At 75.6% G+C, this 16,923-nt stretch carries 18 protein-coding genes; 4 read left to right on the plus strand and 14 right to left on the minus strand.

The window, feature by feature from the left end; genetic code table 11:
• Positions 1-65: 65 nt before the first annotated feature.
• The 11 genes from ACR807_RS14285 to ACR807_RS14335 are packed head-to-tail and all read right to left on the minus strand — an operon-like array spanning position 66 to position 11,368.
• Complete coding sequence (locus tag ACR807_RS14285; protein WP_438921777.1) at positions 66-650, minus strand: GNAT family N-acetyltransferase; 585 nt, start codon at positions 648-650, stop codon at positions 66-68.
• Positions 647-2,065 carry an ABC transporter ATP-binding protein gene (locus ACR807_RS14290; protein WP_438921778.1) on the minus strand — a complete coding sequence of 473 codons (1,419 nt, stop codon included), beginning with the start codon at positions 2,063-2,065 and terminating at the stop codon, positions 647-649. Before ACR807_RS14290 ends, ACR807_RS14285 begins: the two co-directional genes overlap by 4 nt.
• The gene (locus ACR807_RS14295) at positions 2,062-2,835 is read right to left on the minus strand and encodes an ABC transporter permease (protein ID WP_438921779.1); all 774 of its coding nucleotides are present in this window, start codon (positions 2,833-2,835) and stop codon (positions 2,062-2,064) included. Before ACR807_RS14295 ends, ACR807_RS14290 begins: the two co-directional genes overlap by 4 nt.
• A complete protein-coding gene (locus ACR807_RS14300; RefSeq protein WP_438921780.1) occupies positions 2,832-3,776 on the minus strand; it encodes an ABC transporter permease in 945 nt (314 codons plus the stop codon). The genes ACR807_RS14295 and ACR807_RS14300 overlap by 4 nt, the downstream gene beginning before the upstream one ends.
• The gene (locus ACR807_RS14305; RefSeq protein WP_438921781.1) at positions 3,773-5,299 is read right to left on the minus strand and encodes an ABC transporter substrate-binding protein; all 1,527 of its coding nucleotides are present in this window, start codon (positions 5,297-5,299) and stop codon (positions 3,773-3,775) included. The genes ACR807_RS14300 and ACR807_RS14305 overlap by 4 nt, the downstream gene beginning before the upstream one ends.
• Positions 5,296-6,090 (minus strand): class I SAM-dependent methyltransferase, encoded by a 795-nt coding sequence (locus ACR807_RS14310; protein ID WP_438921782.1) that lies wholly within the window; start codon positions 6,088-6,090, stop codon positions 5,296-5,298. Before ACR807_RS14310 ends, ACR807_RS14305 begins: the two co-directional genes overlap by 4 nt.
• The gene (locus ACR807_RS14315) at positions 6,087-7,271 is read right to left on the minus strand and encodes an MFS transporter (RefSeq protein WP_438921783.1); all 1,185 of its coding nucleotides are present in this window, start codon (positions 7,269-7,271) and stop codon (positions 6,087-6,089) included. Before ACR807_RS14315 ends, ACR807_RS14310 begins: the two co-directional genes overlap by 4 nt.
• Complete coding sequence (locus ACR807_RS14320) at positions 7,268-8,275, minus strand: dipeptide epimerase (RefSeq protein WP_438921784.1); 1,008 nt, start codon at positions 8,273-8,275, stop codon at positions 7,268-7,270. Before ACR807_RS14320 ends, ACR807_RS14315 begins: the two co-directional genes overlap by 4 nt.
• A complete protein-coding gene (locus ACR807_RS14325) occupies positions 8,272-9,327 on the minus strand; it encodes a PLP-dependent cysteine synthase family protein (RefSeq protein WP_438921785.1) in 1,056 nt (351 codons plus the stop codon). Before ACR807_RS14325 ends, ACR807_RS14320 begins: the two co-directional genes overlap by 4 nt.
• Positions 9,324-10,118, minus strand: coding sequence for a Rossmann-like domain-containing protein (locus ACR807_RS14330; protein ID WP_438921786.1), 795 nt, complete (start codon positions 10,116-10,118; stop codon positions 9,324-9,326). The genes ACR807_RS14325 and ACR807_RS14330 overlap by 4 nt, the downstream gene beginning before the upstream one ends.
• Positions 10,115-11,368 (minus strand): ATP-grasp domain-containing protein, encoded by a 1,254-nt coding sequence (locus tag ACR807_RS14335; RefSeq protein ID WP_438921787.1) that lies wholly within the window; start codon positions 11,366-11,368, stop codon positions 10,115-10,117. The genes ACR807_RS14330 and ACR807_RS14335 overlap by 4 nt, the downstream gene beginning before the upstream one ends.
• Positions 11,369-11,486: 118 nt before the next feature.
• Between ACR807_RS14335 and ACR807_RS14340 the strand changes: the two genes are divergently transcribed.
• Entirely contained in the window at positions 11,487-11,696 is a 210-nt protein-coding gene (locus ACR807_RS14340) for a DUF2795 domain-containing protein (protein WP_438921788.1), read from the plus strand.
• Between the two features lie 22 nt (positions 11,697-11,718).
• Complete coding sequence (locus ACR807_RS14345) at positions 11,719-12,279, plus strand: substrate-binding domain-containing protein (RefSeq protein WP_438921789.1); 561 nt, start codon at positions 11,719-11,721, stop codon at positions 12,277-12,279.
• A gap of 399 nt (positions 12,280-12,678) precedes the next feature.
• Here the strand turns inward: ACR807_RS14345 and ACR807_RS14350 are convergent, their stop codons facing one another.
• Positions 12,679-14,184 carry a PLP-dependent cysteine synthase family protein gene (locus ACR807_RS14350; RefSeq protein ID WP_438921790.1) on the minus strand — a complete coding sequence of 502 codons (1,506 nt, stop codon included), beginning with the start codon at positions 14,182-14,184 and terminating at the stop codon, positions 12,679-12,681.
• Between the two features lie 426 nt (positions 14,185-14,610).
• On the opposite strand from ACR807_RS14350, the gene ACR807_RS14355 reads away from it, so the two are divergent.
• Positions 14,611-15,747, plus strand: coding sequence for a sialidase family protein (locus ACR807_RS14355; RefSeq protein WP_438921791.1), 1,137 nt, complete (start codon positions 14,611-14,613; stop codon positions 15,745-15,747).
• A 130-nt stretch (positions 15,748-15,877) separates the two neighbouring features.
• Here the strand turns inward: ACR807_RS14355 and ACR807_RS14360 are convergent, their stop codons facing one another.
• Together ACR807_RS14360 and ACR807_RS14365 are read right to left on the minus strand one after the other, a co-directional pair.
• A complete protein-coding gene (locus tag ACR807_RS14360; RefSeq protein WP_438921792.1) occupies positions 15,878-16,147 on the minus strand; it encodes a hypothetical protein in 270 nt (89 codons plus the stop codon).
• Between the two features lie 100 nt (positions 16,148-16,247).
• Positions 16,248-16,649 carry an SdpI family protein gene (locus ACR807_RS14365; RefSeq protein WP_438921793.1) on the minus strand — a complete coding sequence of 134 codons (402 nt, stop codon included), beginning with the start codon at positions 16,647-16,649 and terminating at the stop codon, positions 16,248-16,250.
• Between the two features lie 72 nt (positions 16,650-16,721).
• Between ACR807_RS14365 and ACR807_RS14370 the strand changes: the two genes are divergently transcribed.
• A partial coding sequence (locus ACR807_RS14370) for a hypothetical protein (protein ID WP_438921794.1) occupies positions 16,722-16,923 on the plus strand: 202 nt, incomplete at its 3' end.

Below are 16,923 nucleotides of genomic sequence, written 5' to 3' on the forward strand. Positions count from 1 at the left end.
CCCCGGTGCCGCCGGCCGGGACCGGCGGGTGCGCGTCCCACCGGTCCCCGGCTCACCGGACCGCCTCAGGCCCTGCCGCGCGCACCGGCGGCGCCCACCCCGGTGTCGACCAGCAGCGGCAGGGGGATCTCGAAGTGGACGGTCTCGTGGGTGCGGTCGTCGCCGTCGCGGGCGTCGTGCACCTCCACCGCCACCGACCGCCAGAACGGCTCCGCGCCGGGCACGCGGGTGTCGGTGTGCAGGTAGATCCGCTCGTAGCCCGGCGTCTCCGCGACGAACCGGGTGGCGGCGTCGACCAGCGCCCGGGCCAGGCCGTGCCGGCGGTGCTCGCCCCGCACGTACACGCGGAACAGCTGCGCGGTCGTGCCGCCGGGGTAGCGCTCCGCGAGCCACGCCGGGTGCGGTGGGCTGGCCGGGCCCTGCGCCCGCACGGCCGTGGTGCCCACGACCTCGTCGCCCGCGACGGCGACGAACAGCGCGTGCCGGGGCGTCTCCAGGTAGGTGCCGGCCAGGTCGACCACGTCGGCGTGCCACTGCGGCCGGTAGCCGTGGCCGAAATCGCGGTAGAAGGTGTCCAGCATGACGCTGCGCGCGCCGGGCAGGTCGGCGTGGGTCGCCGGCCGCACCTCGTAGCGGTGGTGTTCGGTCACTTCATCCTCTCCTCGGCTCCTTCGAGAACGGCGGCCGCCGGACCGTGCGCGACGACACGTCCCTCGTGGAGCACGACCACCCGGTCGGCGAGCCGGGCCACGACGTCGAGGTCGTGGCTGATCAGCACGAGCGCGCACGGCACGCCCGCGAGCAGGTCGAGCAGGGCGCCGCGGGTCACGGCGTCCTGCCCGGAGGTGATCTCGTCGCACACCAGCACGTCCGGTTCGGCGAGCAGCGCCCGCACGAGCGCGGCCCGCTGGAGCTCGCCGTCGGACAGGCCGCGCGGCGGGCGGGCCGCGGTCGCGGGGGACACGCCCACCCGCTCCAGCGCGGCCAGCGCGGCGGTCCGCGCGGCCTCCGGGGAGGCGCCGCGCAGCCGCACGGCGGTGCGGGCGACCTGGTCGACGACGGCGCGGTGCTCGTCGAACGAGCCCCGCGCGTCCTGGAAGACGTGCTGCACGGCGGCGAGGTCGGACCGGGACCGGCGGCGCAGGGACCGGGCCAGCGGGCGGCCGTGCAGCAGCACGTCCCCGGCGGCCGGTTCGTGCAGGCCCACCAGGCACCGGCCCAGCGTCGTCTTGCCGCTGCCCGACCGGCCGACGACGGCCAGCCGCTCCCCGACGTCGAGGTCCACGTCGTGCAGGACGGTGGTCCCGCGGTGCCGGGCGGTCAGGCCGCGCACCCGCAGCCGCGGTTCCCGGTCGGGCACCTCGGGCGGGGTGTGCGGCGCGGTGTCGAGCAGCGCCCGCGTGTACTCCTCGCGCGGGGCGGTCAACAGCTGCTCCGCCGGCCCGGCCTCCACCACGCGCCCGTCGCGCAGCACCACGATCTCGTCGGCCAGGGCGCGCACCACGGCGAGGTCGTGGGTGAGCAGCACGAGCGCGACCCCCTGGGCGACCACGCCGGCCAGCTCGTCCACGACCTCGGCGCGGGTCAGCGCGTCCTGCCCGGTGGTGGGCTCGTCGGCCACCAGCACCGCCGGGTCGCCGACCAGCGCCTGGGCCAGCACGACCCGCTGCTGCTGCCCGCCGGAGAGCTGGTGCGGGTAGCGGCGCAGCAGGTCGACCGGGACCCGGGCCCGGCGCAGCGCCGCGGTGACCAGCTCGTCGGGGTCGCCCTCGTGCAGGGCGGCGATCTCGCGGAACACCCCGCCGAGCCGGCGGACCGGGTTGAGCGCGGCCGACGGCTGCTGCGGCACGAACGCCACCCGCCCGCGCACGACCACCCGCCCCTCGACCGCCACGCCGGGGCCGTGCTCGCCGAGCAGCGCGAGCCCGGTGGTGGTCTTGCCGCTGCCCGACGCGCCGACCAGGGCCAGCACCTGCCCCGCGGCCACCGCGAAGCTCACCCCGTCGAGCAGCACCTCGTCACCGGCGCGGGCGCGCAGGTCCTCCACGTGCACGACCGGCGTCACGACGGCACCCGCCGCAGGGCGCGGTCGAACACCAGGTTCACGCCGACGGACAGGGAGACGATCAGCAGCGCGGGTACGACCACGGCCCACGGTTGGAGGAACAGGCCGCCGCGGTTGCGGTCGACCATCACCGCCCAGTCGGCCGCGTCCGGCGGCACGCCGACGCCGAGGAAGCTCGCCGACGCCACCAGGTACAGCGCGCCGGTCAGCCGGACACCCAGGTCCGCGGCCAGGGTGCGCAGCATCGACCGTCCCGTGTAGACGATCGAGGTGCGCCACCACGACTCGCCCTGCAACCGCATCGCCTCCAGCGCCGGTCGCCCGGCGATCTCCAGGGCCGCGGCGCGGGACAGCCGCGCCACGTCGGGGAAGTTGACCAGCGCGACGATGCCGACCAGCACCGCCAGGCCCTGCCCGGCGATGGCCGCCACCAGGATCAGCACGAGCAGCGACGGCACCGCCAGCAGCAGGTCCAGGGGCCGCATCAGCACCTCGTCGACCAGCCGCAGCCGGGCCGTCGCCGCGATGACGCCCCACGGCACGCCCAGCGCGTAGGACAGCGCCGTGGCCAGCAGCGCGACCAGCACGACGGTCTGCCCGCCGTCGAGGACCTGGTGCCACACGTCGCGGCCGACGAAGTCGGTGCCCAGCGGGCCGTGCGGCGTGAACGGGGCGCGCCGCGCCGTGTCGTCGGGCACGAACAGCGGTCCCAGCAGCGCCAGGGCCAGCGGGACGACCACCAGCGGGACGCCGATCCCGAAGCGCGTCACGCGGTCACCCCCGTGCGCGGGGCCAGGCGGAACGCGACCAGGTCGGCCAGCAGGTTCACCACGACCGTGGTGACCGCGAAGACCACCGCCAGGCCCTGCACGACGGGCAGGTCGCGCCCGGCCACGGCGTCCACCAGGGTGGTGCCCAGACCGGGGATGACGAACACCGCCTCCACCACGATCACCCCGCCCAGCAGCCAGTCCGTGGTGCGCGCGACCTGCTGCACGGCGGGCGCGAGGGCGTTGGGCAGGGCGTGCGCGAACCTGATCCGCCCCTCGCCGATGCCGAGCCTGCGGGCGTGCCGCACGTGCTCGGACGCGAGGGCGTCGACCATGCCCGCGCGCACCAGCCTGCTGATCGAGCAGATCGGCCGGGCCAGCAGCACGACCAGCGGCAGCACCAGCACCGCGGGCTCGGCCAGGACGTCCGCGCCGACCGCCGTGGGCGGCAGCCACCCCAGCTGCACGCCGAACACCGCGATCAGCACCACGGCCAGCGCGAACTCCGGGATCGAGTGCAGCGCCACGCTCGCCGAGGTCAGCGCCCGGTCGAGCGGGCCGCCCTCGCGCAGCGCGGCCAGCACGCCCACCAGCACCGACAGCGGCAGCAGCAGCACCAGGGTGAGCACCGCCAGCACGAGGGTGGGGCCGATGCCGTCGGCCAGGAAGTCCGCGACCGGCCGGCCGGACACCAGCGACACGCCCAGGTCCAGCCGGGGCAACCCGGCCAGCCACTGCCCGAACCGCTCCCACGCCGGCTGGTCGAGGCCCATCGCGGCGCGGATGGCCGCGATCCGCGCCGGGTCGGGGTTGTCCCCGGCCAGCGCCACGGCCGCGTCCCCGGGCAGCGCCCGGACCAGCAGGAACACGGCCGTGGCCACGGCGAGCACCTGCGCGGCGCCCAGCGCCAGTCGCCGGGCCGCGTAGCCGCCGGGGCTCATCCCAGCCACACCTTGTCGAACCGCGCCCAGTCCAGCGTGTTGGCCGGCGCGGTGGAGATCCCGCCGACGTTCGGGGCCGTGCCGACGATCCAGTCGGCGAAGCCCCACATCAGGTAGCCGCCCTCGGCGTGCAGGGCGGCCTGCATCTCCCGGTACGCCCCGTCGCGCACGGCCTCGTCCGAGGTCGACACCGCCTTCTCGTAGAGCGCGTCGAACTCCGGCCGCGCCCACTTCGTCACGTTCGTGCCCGAGCCGGTGAGCAGGCGCTGCGCGATGTGCGTCTCGATCGGCATGGCGCCGGAGCGGAAGCTCGACAGCGAGCCGTTCTTGAGCGTGTCGGACCAGTAGCTGTCCTTGTTGCCCAGGGCGACCTCGACGGTCAGCCCCGACCCCTTGACCTGGTCGGCGAACACGGTGGCGGCCTCCACCATCCCGGCCGCCGCGGTCGAGGTGTCGAGCGCGACGGTCAGGCCCTCGGCCCCCGCCCGGCGGATCAGGAACCTGGCCTTGTCGAGGTCGCGCTCGCGCTGGGGGAGGTCCGCGTAGTGCCGGTAGCCCCGGCCGAACAGGTCGTTGCCGACCTGGCCGCTGCCCGCGAGCACCGCCTCCACCAGCTGGGGGCGGTCGGCGAGCAGGAACATCGCCTCGCGCAGGTCCCGGTTGTCGAACGGCGGCCGGTCGAGCTTCATCGCGAACGCCTGCACGGCGCTGCCGGGGGAGCGGTGGATCGCCACCCGGCCGCCGTCCGCGTGGCTGCGGGCCGTGGTGGGCGTCAGGTCGTGCGCGTACTCGACCTGCCCGCCCAGCAGGGCGTTGGTGCGCGCCGACTCCTCGTTGGCGATGACGAACTCCAGCTCGTCCAGCAGCGGCGCGCCCTCCCAGTAGTCGGGGTTGCGCTTGAGCAGCGCGGACCTGCCCGGGTCGAAGGAGACGAACGAGAACGGCCCCGAACCGACCGGCTTCGTGAAGTCCTCGGCGCCCTCGGGCACGATGTACGCGCCGAACGCGGCCATCGCGTTGGGGAACTCGACGAACGGCCGGGTCAGCGCGAACTCGACGGTCCGGTCGTCCACCGCGCGGCTGTTCGGCAGGTCGACCAGCGCGAGGCTGGACCGGGCGCGGAACGCCCGCTTCGGGTCGAGGACGCGGGCGTAGCTGGCCAGCACGTCCTGCGCGCGGACCGGTCTGCCGTCGTGGAACGCGGCCTGCCGCAGGGTGATCCGCCAGCGGGTGAGGTCCGCGCTCGGCTCCCACCTCTCGGCCAGGCGCGGGCGCGGGGCCACGTCGTCGCCCAGGTCGGCCAGCTTGTCGAACAGCGCCTTGGACCGCGCGGCCTCGACGAACAGGTTCGCCAGGTGCGGGTCGAGCACCTCCTTGGCGCCGCCGCCGGCGAACGCGGCGCGCAGCCTGCCGCCGGTGCGCGGCGCGGACGACGGGGTGGTGCTCCCGGTGGAGCACCCGGCCAGGGCGGCGACCGAGAGGCCGGCGGAGAGGCCGAGGAAACGACGGCGGTCGAGGGTCACGAGGGTTCCTTCCGGTGGTGGGGGCGCAGGCGGGCCACGACGTGCAGCCGGTCCCCGGACAGGGCCCCGCCCAGCTCCGCGTCGGCGGTCCACGGGTCGTCGGTGCGGGGGCCGGGACCGTCGAACAGGGCGAGCACGTCGAACCCGGCCAGGTCGAGCAGGTGCCGCAGCTCCTGCGGGAACAGCAGCCGCCAGGCCGAGTGCTGCACGAGCGGTTCGGCGCGACCGGGCCACACCCACTCGCGGCGGCGGCGCAGCAGCTGGGCGGCGTGGTCGATCCACAGCGCGGTGGTGGAGGTGTAGGCGGTGCCGCGCCAGGTGACCGTGCGGGTGCGCGGGCCGTCGAGCAGCTCGGTGCTGCCGAGGAAGAACGCGCCGTTGCGCATCTCGGCGATCAGCAACCCGCCGGGCACGAGGTGCTCGCGGCAGCGGGCGAGGAACGCGTCGAGGTCGGCGTTGGAGTGGCAGTACAGCAGGGCGCTGTCCAGGCAGGTGACGACGTCGAACCGCCTGCCCAGCGCGAAGGTCCGCATGTCGCCCGGGACGACGTCGACCTCCGGGTGGTGCCGCCGCACGTGCTCGACCATCCGCACCGAACTGTCCACACCGGACGCCCGGTAGCCGTTGCGGGCCAGCCACCCGGCGTCGCGCCCGGTGCCGCAGCCGACGTCGAGCAGGTCGCGCCCGCCGCCGAACCGCGTCACCAGGTCGTGCAGGAAGCGGGCGGCGACGTGGTCGGGGTCGGGGAACTGGTGCTCGTACAGCTCGGGGTTGTCGGTGAGCAGGTTCACCGGACCACCTCCCGGTTTCGCGGGGACAGGGCGCCGCGCCGGTGCAGCGCGGCGACGGCCGCCGCGCCGCCGAGGCCGATCGCGGCGCAGAGCAGGGCCGCGGGGCCGTCGCCGAACCCGCTCACCCACCCGACCAGGGCGTTGCCGAGCGCGGCGGCGACGCCCGAGGCCAGGTAGAACACGCCGAAGTACGTGCCCGCCAGCGTCGGCGACCCGAACTCCGGGATCAGGTCGTAGACGAACGGTTGCGCGAGCACCACGCCGAGCGCCAGCAGCAGGGCCGTCACCAGCAGCGGGACGATGCCGGACCACAGGGCGGGCACGACGAACCCCGCGCCCGCCACCGCCAGGCCGACCGCGATGACCGGCCCGCGCGCCCGGCCGGCGAGCCCCCGCGTCACCCGGACCTGGAACAGCAGCGTGGTCAGGGTGGAGACGACGAACAGCGCGGTGACCGACGCCGCCGACCCGGTGGCCCGCTGCGCCTGCACGGGCAGCAGCAGGTAGAGCTGGTTCTGGAGGGCGAACAGGCTGCTCAACGCGCAGGTGAACGCCAGGAAGCGCCGGTCGGACAGGCACTCGCGCCAGTCGCCGAGCACCGACCCGCCGCTGCGGGCGGCCGGTCGGGAGGGCAGCGCGAACGCCTGGGCGACGGTCAGCGCGGCGAAGATCCCGGCCGCGACCACGGCGGCGACCCGGAAGTCCCACAGCAGCAGCACGCCGCCGAGCACCGGCCCGGCCAGCGCGCCCGCCTGACCCCAGGCGTTGAACCGGGCGAACGCCTCGGCGCGCGCGTCCCCGGCCTCCACCGCCACGTAGGCCCGCACCGCCGGGTTGAACAGCGCGCCGGCCAGCCCGCTCAGCGCGGACGCGACCAGCACCACGGTGAGCGAGTCGCCCAGCGCGAACAGCCCGAAGCCCACCGCGCGCAGGCCGCAGCCGGCCAGGATCACGGCGCGCGGGCCGAGCCGGTCGGACGCGGTGCCGCCCAGCAGGAACAGGCCCTGCTGGCTCAGCGTCCGCACGCCCAGCACGACGCCGACGACGGCCGCCGACAGGCCCAGGCCGCCCAGGTGCGCGGCGAGGAACGGGATCAGCAGGTAGAAGCCGGTGTTCACGGCGAACTGGTTGACCAGCAGCAGCCGCACCGGGCGGGAGAGCGCCGTCGCCCCGCCGGTCACCGCGGCACCACGCCCAGGCCGGGCGCGCCGGACAGCCGCAGCACGCCGTCCTCGCCGCCGATGCCCGCCCACGGGTCCGCCGCGAGCAGCAGGTGCCCGTCCAGGTCGACCCACCGGGCGTGCCCGGTCAGGTGGACGGCGGGCGCGATGCCCAGCGAGCTGGCGACCAGGCAACCCAGCATCACGTCCAGCCCGGCCTCGCGGGCCGCCGCCACGACCTCCAGCGCCGCGGTGATCCCGCCGCACTTGGCGAGCTTGACGTTCACCCCGTCCACCACGCCCGCCAGCGCCCGCACGTCGGCCACCGACGCGGCGTCCTCGTCGGCGACCAACGGGGCGGGGCACCGGGCGCGCACCCACGCCAGGCCGTCCGGGTTCCCGGGCGCGATGGGCTGCTCCACGGCGTCGAGCGCCACGCCCGCGACGCGGTCGACGAACCGCACCGCCTCCTCCGGCGTCCACACGCCGTTGGGGTCGAGGACCACCCGCACCCCGGTGGCGCCCACCGCCGTCACCGCGGCCGCGTCGCGCTCGACGTCCCCGCCGACCTTGACCTTGAGCACCGTGAACCCGCGCCGCGCCAGGGCGGCGGCCCGCTCGCCCGCGTCGGCGGGCGTGGTGATGCCGATGGTGTGCGCCGTCACCACGTCCGTCCACACCGGACTCCCGACCAGCGCGTGCACCGGCACGCCGGCGCGCAGGGCGACCAGGTCGTGCAGCGCGGCGTCGACCGCCGCCCGCACGCCCGCCGGCAGGTCCGCCAGGAGCCCGAACGCGCCCTCCGGTTCGTCGACCGCCGCCAGCACCGGGCGCAGGCCCTCCAGCAGCTCCGCGATCACCGGCACGTCGAGCCCGTAGTAGGCGCTGGTCACCACCTCGCCGTGACCGCGCAGCCCGTCGCACCCGAGCACGACCCGCACGGCGTCGCGGCGGGCCATCACCGAGCGCGAGATGCGCAGCGGCGTGCGCAGCTCCAGGCCCCGCACCTCCCAGTCGAGCCTCATGCGGGCACCGCCGGCCGGGGGCTGACGACCGACCGGCAGCGCGCCCACCCGGTGACCTCGGCGTACTCGGCGTGGCCGATCTCCACCGGGCGGTCGGCGGCCGGGCCGAGCAGGTCGCGGCTCAGGCAGAAGTCGTCGTCGAAGATCGTGCCGAGGTAGCGGTGCGGGCCGTCGGGGAAGATCGTGGCCACCACCGCGCCGGGCTCGACCCGGGCCGCCCACGCGGCGACCAGCGACACCGCGCCGGTGCTCCACCCGCCGGTGACGAACGCGTCGCGGGCCAGCCTGCGGCAGGCGTCCACCACCTCGCGCGGTCCCAGCCAGTGCACCTCGTCGAACTCGGCGTGGGCGACGTTGCGCGGGTGGATGCTGCTGCCCAGCCCGCGCATGACCCGGGGCCGGGCGGGCTGGCCGAAGATCGTCGACCCCACCGAGTCCACGCCCACCAGCCGCACGTGCGGCCAGTGCCGGCGCAGCGCGGTGACCACGCCGGCGCTGTGGCCGCCGGTGCCGACGCTGCACACCAGCACGTCGACCGGGTCGAGCTGCTCCACCATCTCCCGAGCCAGGTCCGCGTACCCGAGCGGGTTGTCCGGGTTGTTGTACTGGTCGGGCCAGTAGGAGCCGGGGATCGAGGCCAGCACCTCCTGGAGCCGGTCGAGCCTGGCCCGCTGCCAGCCGCCGGTGGGGTGCGGCCGGTCGACCACCTCCAGCCGCGCGCCGTGCGCCCGCAGCAGGGCCCGCATGCTCGGCTCCAGCTCGCTGTCCACGACGAGCACCACGGGGTGGCCTAACGCCTGGCCCGCGAAGGCCAGGCCGAGACCGAGCGTGCCGCTGGTGGACTCCACGACCACCGCGCCGGCGTGCAGCTCGCCCCGGCCGCGCGCGGCCTGGAGCATGGACACGGCCGGTCGCGCCTTCATGCCGCCGGCGCTCAGGCACTCGACCTTGGCCCAGAAGCCGCCGTGCCGGTGGGGGAGCGGGGTGTCCACCCGGACGACCGGGGTCCGGCCCAGCAGCTCCAGCAGGTGCCGGTTCGCGCGCGCGGTCACGAGGGGCGCTCCTCGTGCAGGTGGATCGTCGTCGGGCCGCCGTCCAGCCAGAAGAACGGGTACGGCTCGGCGGACACCGCCTGCACGCCCGACCCGATGAACCACGGCAGGACCGCGCTCGCGGTCTGCGCGAACAGCACCACCGGCTTGCCCGCCGCGCCCGCCCGCGCCAGCAGCGGTTCGAACGTGCCGTTGCCGACCGTCATGCCCGACGCCAGCACGGAGTCGCACTCGTCGAGCGCCGTCACCGCGTCCTCGGCGACCGGCTCGCCCCACTCGGTGCTGCCGCCCTTCAGGTCGCACGGCACGTAGGACGCGCCGCGCTCGCGCAGGTGGTGCAGCAGCGAGTTCACCACGCCGACCACCAGCACCCGGTCGCCGGGCGCGGGGGCCAGCAGGTCCACCACGGCGGCGGCCCGCGCCATCGACTTCTCCAGCGACGACCCCGGGCCGACGGTGACGGCCCTCGCGGCGGTCAGCGCGTGCGGGCGGACGTGCATGAGGTAGGCGTCCAGCGCGGCCGTGCGGACGGCCGGCTCCGGGTGGTCGAGCAGCTCGGCGACCGGCGCGCCGACGCAGTCGTGCACCACGTCGTCGGCCACGTCCTCGACCGCGCAGGAGCCGACCGCGTCCTCGACGCGCAGGCTGACCACGGTGTTGCGGTAGGCCCGGCCGCGACCGGCGTGCCGCGCGCCCTGCCGCGTGGTGAACGCGACGCTCGCGGTGAGCGTCGTCGGGTCGGGTCCCAGGTCGCCGGCGCGCACCAGGCCGACCAGCTCGTCGAGCGTCACGCGGCCCCCTCGGCGTCGGCGTAGCGCACCGCGAGGCCGCCGACGAGCCGCTCGGCCCGCGCCCGCGCGCCGGGTCCGGTCGGGTCGGTCACCACGACGTGCCCCAGGTAGCCGTTGTTGCTGGTCGGGTCGCCCGCCTGGTGACCGGCCGCCTTCACGGACCACTCCACGACGTCCGGCGCGGCCAGCGCCTCGGTGCCGTCGACGCCCGCGAGCCGTCCCCGTCGCGGCGGCAGCAGGAACGAGATCGCCGCGCTGCGCACCCCGGTGTCCACCGCGCGCAGGTCCGGCCGCTCGCCGGCGGCCAGCTGCGCGTGCGCGGCGGGCAGGTCGACGCCGGTGGTGCGGCGGACCAGCTCGGTGATCCGGTTGCCCGCCGGGCGCGGGTTGACCTCGATGAGCTTCGGCCCGTCCGGGGTCAGCTTGACCTCGGTGTGCGCGACGCCGCGGTCGAGCCCCAGCGCGGCGATCGCGGCCACCGCGACGGCCTCGGCCCCGGCGGTGGGCAGGTCGGCGGGGAACATGTGCCCGCTCTCCACGAACCACGGCTCGCCGGCGACGCTCTTGTCGGTGACGCCCACGACGTGCGTGACGCCGTCCACCGTCACCGTCTCCACGCTCACCTCGGGACCGGTGAGCAGCTCCTCCAGCAGCACGGTCCGCACGCGGGGCTGGTTGCGGGCGTTGACCGGGAACGCCTCCAGCGCCGCGAACGCCTCGCGCAGCTCCGACTCGTCGGTCACCTTGCGCACGTGCATCCCGGCGCACAGGTCGACCGGCTTGACCACCAGCGGGTAGCCCAGCTCGGCGGCGGCCCCGGCGGTCTGCGGCCAGTCCTCGGCGAGGGCGAAGCGGGGACCCGGCACGCCCGCGTCGCGCAGGGCCGTGCGGGTGAGGTCCTTGCGGTTCGCGCGTTCGACGGCCAGCGGGTCGGGGCCGGGCAGGCCCAGGTGGCGCGCGACCCGGGCGACGGTCGGCAGGTAGTAGTCGCAGGACGAGACGACGCCGTCGAACCGGAGCGCGTGGTGCAGGCGCTCGACGTGGTCGAGCAGCGCGGGCACGTCGTTGGTCTCGGCGGTCAGCACGTTGTCGGCGGCGAGCAGCGGGTGCGGGTGGCCGGGCGCGGCGCGCAGGTAGTGGTGCAGGTCGCGGGTGAGGAACGTGAAGCGGTGCCCGGTCTCGTTGATCGCCCTGGGCAGCAGGGCGCTCATCGCACCGACCCAGCTCTCGATCATCAGCAGGTGAGCCACGCGTACTCCTCGTCCGGTGGAAGGCATGTCGGCACATGATAATCATTACCAGGTTTGTCGAGTTTCCGGGACCGCGACCTGGGTAACCGCAGGGACGTCACCTGCGGAAAGAGGAGAGATGAGCGAGACCACCACTGTTGACAGGCTGCGCACGGCGCTCGGCGACGTGAGCTACCCGGCGACCCAGGAGCAGTTGGCGGACCACGCGTCGCGCAACAACGCGGACGAGGACACGCTGCACGCGGTGCGCTCCCTGCCCGGCGGCGCGTACGGGTCCTTCGACGAGGTGGTGGCCTCCGCCGCCCTGGACGAGCGCCGGGACGCCTGACCCGCGGACCACCGACGACCCGGTGTCACCGCGCCCCGGGCGCGGCGTGTCCACGGCCGACGTCGCCCGCCTCGCCGGGGTGTCCGCGCAGACCGCGTCCCGCGTCCCCAACGGCCGCGCGAGCGTCGTCGGCACCACCGGGCAGCAGGTGCTGGACGCCGTGCGGCAGCCGGGCTACCGGCCCAACAGCGCGGCCCGCGCGCTGGAGCACGGCGAGTTCCGCACCATCGGCGTCATCCTGTTCACGCTGTCCACCCAGGACGGCGTGCTCGACGCGTTCACCCGACCCGGCGAGCCGGCCGTCGACCCGGCGTGCACGGCGGTGTTCACGGCGAACGACCAGATGGCGCTCGGGCTGCTGCGCGCGTTCCACGAGCGCGGCCGGACGGTGCCCGGCGACGTGAGCCTCGTCGGGTTCGACGACATCCCGGACTCGGCGTCGTTCATCCCGCCCCTGACCACCGTGCACCAGGACTTCACCGAGGTGGGCGGCGCCGCGTGGAGCAGGTGCTGCGGCAGGTGCGGGAGCAGCACGCGGAGCCGGGGACGAGCCTGGTGCCCACGCGCCTGGTCGTGCGCGTGAGCACGGCCGCCCCGCCCGCGCGGGCGTGACCGGCCCGCCGGCCGCACGGCCCGTGGGTCGAACGACCCCTTCCGCGGCACCCCGTTCGCCCGCGCGCTGTGCGCGCGAGGGCGCGGTGATCGGCCGGCGCGGTGCGGCGCACGTGGGCGTTCCGGGTGGTCGGCGGTGTCGCGCTCGTCGCCTCCGGCGCCGTGTCGGCGCTGCTGGTGCCCCGGTGGCGCGCCCGGGAGTCAGCTCGGCGCGGAGCGTGGTGGACCGGCGGGCGGCCGTCGATTGCGACCCGGCCGCCCTCCTGCCGGAGGTGGAGCGGCCGAGCGAGCGCGGCGGCGATCAGCACCGCGATCTCCCTCGGGAGGCCGCGGACGCCGGGCGCGGTGTGCTCAGGCAGGGCGGGGCGCCTCATCCCGTGGTGGTCCGGGTGGCGAGCACGTCGGCCACCGTCGCGGCGTCGGGGTGGGCGTCGAGCTCGGCCAGGGGCAGCACCGCGACGACGATCCCGTCGTGGGCGACGACCAGGGCGTCCTGGTCGGCGGTGAAGCGCCGCCGGGCCGCGGCCACGGGCTCGTGGGCGCCCGCGCTGGGCAGGGACGGCCCGACGTGGTCGGCGACCCGGTCCCGCGCGGGCGCGTCGCGCAGCGCGGCGGGGGACAGCGACCCGATCACCTCGGCGACCTTCGCCGGCCCCCCGGCATCCGCGGCGCGCACGACCACGGGCACCGCGTGCGCCGGGGCGGTGGTGCGGGCGTGGGCGATCGTGACCGAGTGGGCGACGACGGGCGCGGGGGAGGGGGTGTCGGGCACGGGGGTCGGGTCGGTGGCGAAACCGCGGCCGGCGACCCAGTCCTCGTCGAAGTACTTGCTGAGGTAGGAGCGGCCGGAGTCGGGCACGACGGCGACGACGAGCCCGTCGGGTCCCAGCTCGTGCGCGAGCTCCACCGCGGCGGCGACGGCGAGCCCGCCCGACGCGCCGACCAGGAGGCCCTCCTCGGTCGCGAGCCGGCGGGTGGCGGTGATCGAGGCCCGGTCGGGGACGCGGCGCACCTCGTGGGCCACCGAGGGGTCGTAGGAGGCGGGCCACACGTCGACGTCGGTGTCGGGGTGGACGAAGTGGCCGACCGCCTCCACCAGGTACGGGCGGCCCCGGCCGCCGCCGTAGGCGGAGTCGACCGGGTCCGCGCCCACGACCCGCACCCGGTCCCCGGAGACCTCCCGCAGGTAGCGCCCGGCGCCGGTCAGCGTGCCGCCGGTGCCGATGCCGGAGACGAGGTGGGTGATCCGGCCGCGGGTCTGCGCCCAGATCTCCGGGCCCGTGGTGGTGTAGTGGGCGTCGGGGTTGGCCGGGTTGTCGTACTGGCCCGCGTACCACCCGCCGGGTACCTCCCCGGCCAGGCGGACGGCGATGGAGCGCACGTGCCGGGGGTGGCCGACGGGCAGCATCCCGTCCGTGACCACGACCTCGGCCCCGTAGGCGCGCAGGACCGCCAGCTTCTCCCGGCTGGAGCGGTCGGGCACCACCACGACGACGCGGTAGCCGCGCGCGGCGCCGATCATCGCCAGCGCGATGCCGGTGTTGCCGGAGGTGCCCTCCACGATCACCCCGCCCGGGCGCAGCGCGCCGGAGACCTCCGCGGCGTCGACCATGGCCAGGGCCGCGCGGTCCTTCGAGCTGCCCGCCGGGTTCGCGGTCTCCAGCTTGGCGTACACCGCCGCCGCCGCGCCGTCGGTGACCCGGCGCAGCCGCACCAGCGGCGTCCGGCCGATCAGCCCGGTGACGTCGCCCGCGACGTGCCCACCCCGCTCGTCCGTGCGCTGCTCGTCGGTGCGCTGCTCGTCCGTGCGCTGCTCGTCACTGCGCTGCTCGGCGGCGCGCTGCCCGCCGGCGATGTCGTACCGGTCCTCGGACATGTGCCCGACCCCACTTCCGCTCGTTCAGACGACGGTGGTCCCGGCGTCGGCCGCCCGTCCCGCCGCCACCAGTTCCCGCAACCGTGCCACCTCCGCGCGGCTGCGGCGCTTGACGTCCGCCATGTGGTCGAGGGCGGGCAGCCCGGCGCCGGCACCCGGTAGTCGACGAGGTCGTGGGTGACGCGGCTGTCGTAGTGGCCGTCGTGCTCGACGGCGACGTCGGTCATCAGCCACCTGGATGCCGGTCGTGGCCTGTCCTCCGGCACCCGCAGACGGGCACCGGGCCGACGGGCACCGGGAGACCTCACCGTCCGTCATCGGGAACGGGGCCGTGTCCGCCGAACCGGTGAGACTCGCGGGAACGCTTCCCCCGGTGACGTGGCATCACCATCATCGCCATGAGGGGGAATCGACGAGGGGGGTCGCGTGTTCGGCACACGAACGGTGAAGCACGGACGGGTACCGGTGGTGCTCGCGCTCACGGCCGCGGTGGTGGTGGTCGCGGCGGGCACCGCCGCTCCGCCGGCCCGGGCGACGGTCGACATGGTCGCCTCGATCACCCAGGAGGAGGGCGAGTACGAGGCCCGCTTCCCGGACGTGGTGAAGCTGGACGACGGCAGGCTGATGGCCGTCTGGCACCGGGCCACCGCGCACGCCGGGGCGGTCGGCACGATCCAGCTGTCCTTCGGCAGCGCGAACGGCCGCACGTGGAGCGCCCCGGCGCCGGCGCTGGCCGACCCGGGCACGATGGCGGGCCTCGACACGCGCGACCCGAAGCTCGGCAGGATGAACGACGGCAGCGTCGTGCTCACGTTCTTCGTCCCGGGCGGTCGGGTGTTCTACTCGGTGTGGAAGCCGGGGTGGACGCGCTTCACCGACCCGGTCCAGCTGACCTCGCCGGACATCACCACCGGCATCTACAGCCACGGCGGCGCGCTGGCGCTGGCGGACAGCGGCACGCAGGTGAACCAGGTCCTGATCCCCGTCTACACGATCGGGACCGGGGGCGGCGCGCACTTCATCCGGGCCACCTGGCGGGCCACGCTCGACCCGCGGCTACTGGTGTCCGGCTCGCACAGGATCATCGCCAACGACAACCCGCCGGGCCGCACCTACACCGAGCCGAGCTTCGTGCAGTTCGGCAGCACCGTCGTCGCGGTCGTCCGGTCGGAGCAGGACGGCGACGGCTCACCGGCCATCGTCGCCCGGTGGAACCCCTACACCGCCACGCCCGCCTTCACCTACCAGAGCTTCACCGGCGTCCTGGCCAACTCCCACCACCTGCTCAGGACGGCGAGCGGCAAGGTGCTGTTCACCTACGGCGACAAGGCGCAGACCACCCGGCCCACGGTCGGCATGATGATCGACAACCCCACGTCCACGTGGGTGCGGAACACCGTCGTGCCGCTCTACAACTCCGGTTCGGGGGACCAGGCCAACCCGTCGAGCGTCGAGATCTCGCCGGGCACGTTCATCACGCTCGGCTACAACGCCAAACCGAAGTCCTCCTCGCCCACCGGCGGCACGCTGTGGGTCGTCGAGAGCCACGCCGCCGACTACTGACGCGCGGACGTGCGGCACGGACGGGTCTTCCCGGTCGGCCGGCGGTTCGTCGCGCCCCACGCCCGCCGCCGGAAGACCCGCCCCTGCTCCGGGCCGTGCCCGCCGTCACCGACGGCACGACCCGCGACGCCTAGAACCGGAACGGGTCGGTGACCGCGTCGGTCGCCTCGGTGAAGGAACCCGAGGCGTCGGAGACGGTGCCGGACACGTCGGCGACGGTGCCCGTCGCGTCGCCCACGAAGCCGGTCGCGTCGGCGCCGAAGTCCTGGGCGGCACCCGTGAAGCCCTCGGACGCCTGCGTGGCGGCGTCGGTCGCGGACTGGGTGGCGCCCTCGGCCGCACCCGTGGCGCCCGACACGAACTCGTTGGCCTTCTCGAAGATAGCGTCGAACAGACCCATGGTGTGCACCTCTCGTCGGGAACCTGACAAATCCGACAGTACCCGTGTGGCGACCGCGGTGGGGCGGCAGCACGGATAATCCACAGTGGATGGTGACGGGTCAGCGCGCCGGCAGGTCGCGGTGGCCGCGCGCCGCGCCGAGGGCGAGGAGCGCGCCGGCGATCGGGTGGGGGACCAGCAGGGCGGCGAGGAAGGCCGCCTCCGACCGCGTCGTCGCCGCCATCGCCACCAGCCCCGCGACCACCACCGCGAACGCGGCGCGGACGAACGGCGCGGCCCGGTGGTGCACGTGCTCCCAGGCGGCGTCGCTGTCGCGCGCCGGGCCCGTGCGCAGGCCGAAGAAGGCGTTGCGGGGCAGTCGTCGCCTCGCCCCGAGCCGGGCCAGCAGGAAGAAGCACACGGCCACCAGCGCCTGGCAGGTGAACAGCACGACCAGGACCCAGGTCGGCACGCCCACCTCCTGCTCCGGGGCGAGGGCGAACGGGGTTCCGGGTCGCGTCATGATCGGCACCACCCCTCCGATGATGCCCTGCGAACCGGTGGCGCGCGATCAACGCCGGTCGGGGTCTCCTCGGTGACCTGGCCGGTCAGCGTGACCGTCCGGCCCTGGTCGACCGTCGAGGCGCTGACCGACGCGGTGACCCGGGTCGGCACGAGCGGGTCGGCCGACGCTGGCGCGGCGAGCGCGCCCGCCCGCCGGCGCCAGTGCGGCGGCGGGGTGTGCGTCACCGACTGCACCGCACCGGTGAACCCGTTGTGGCACAAGCCCCGCGGTG

It is taken from the genome of Saccharothrix sabaoui, assembly GCF_051756985.1.
In the GTDB taxonomy this organism is placed as follows: Bacteria; Actinomycetota; Actinomycetes; order Mycobacteriales; family Pseudonocardiaceae; genus Actinosynnema.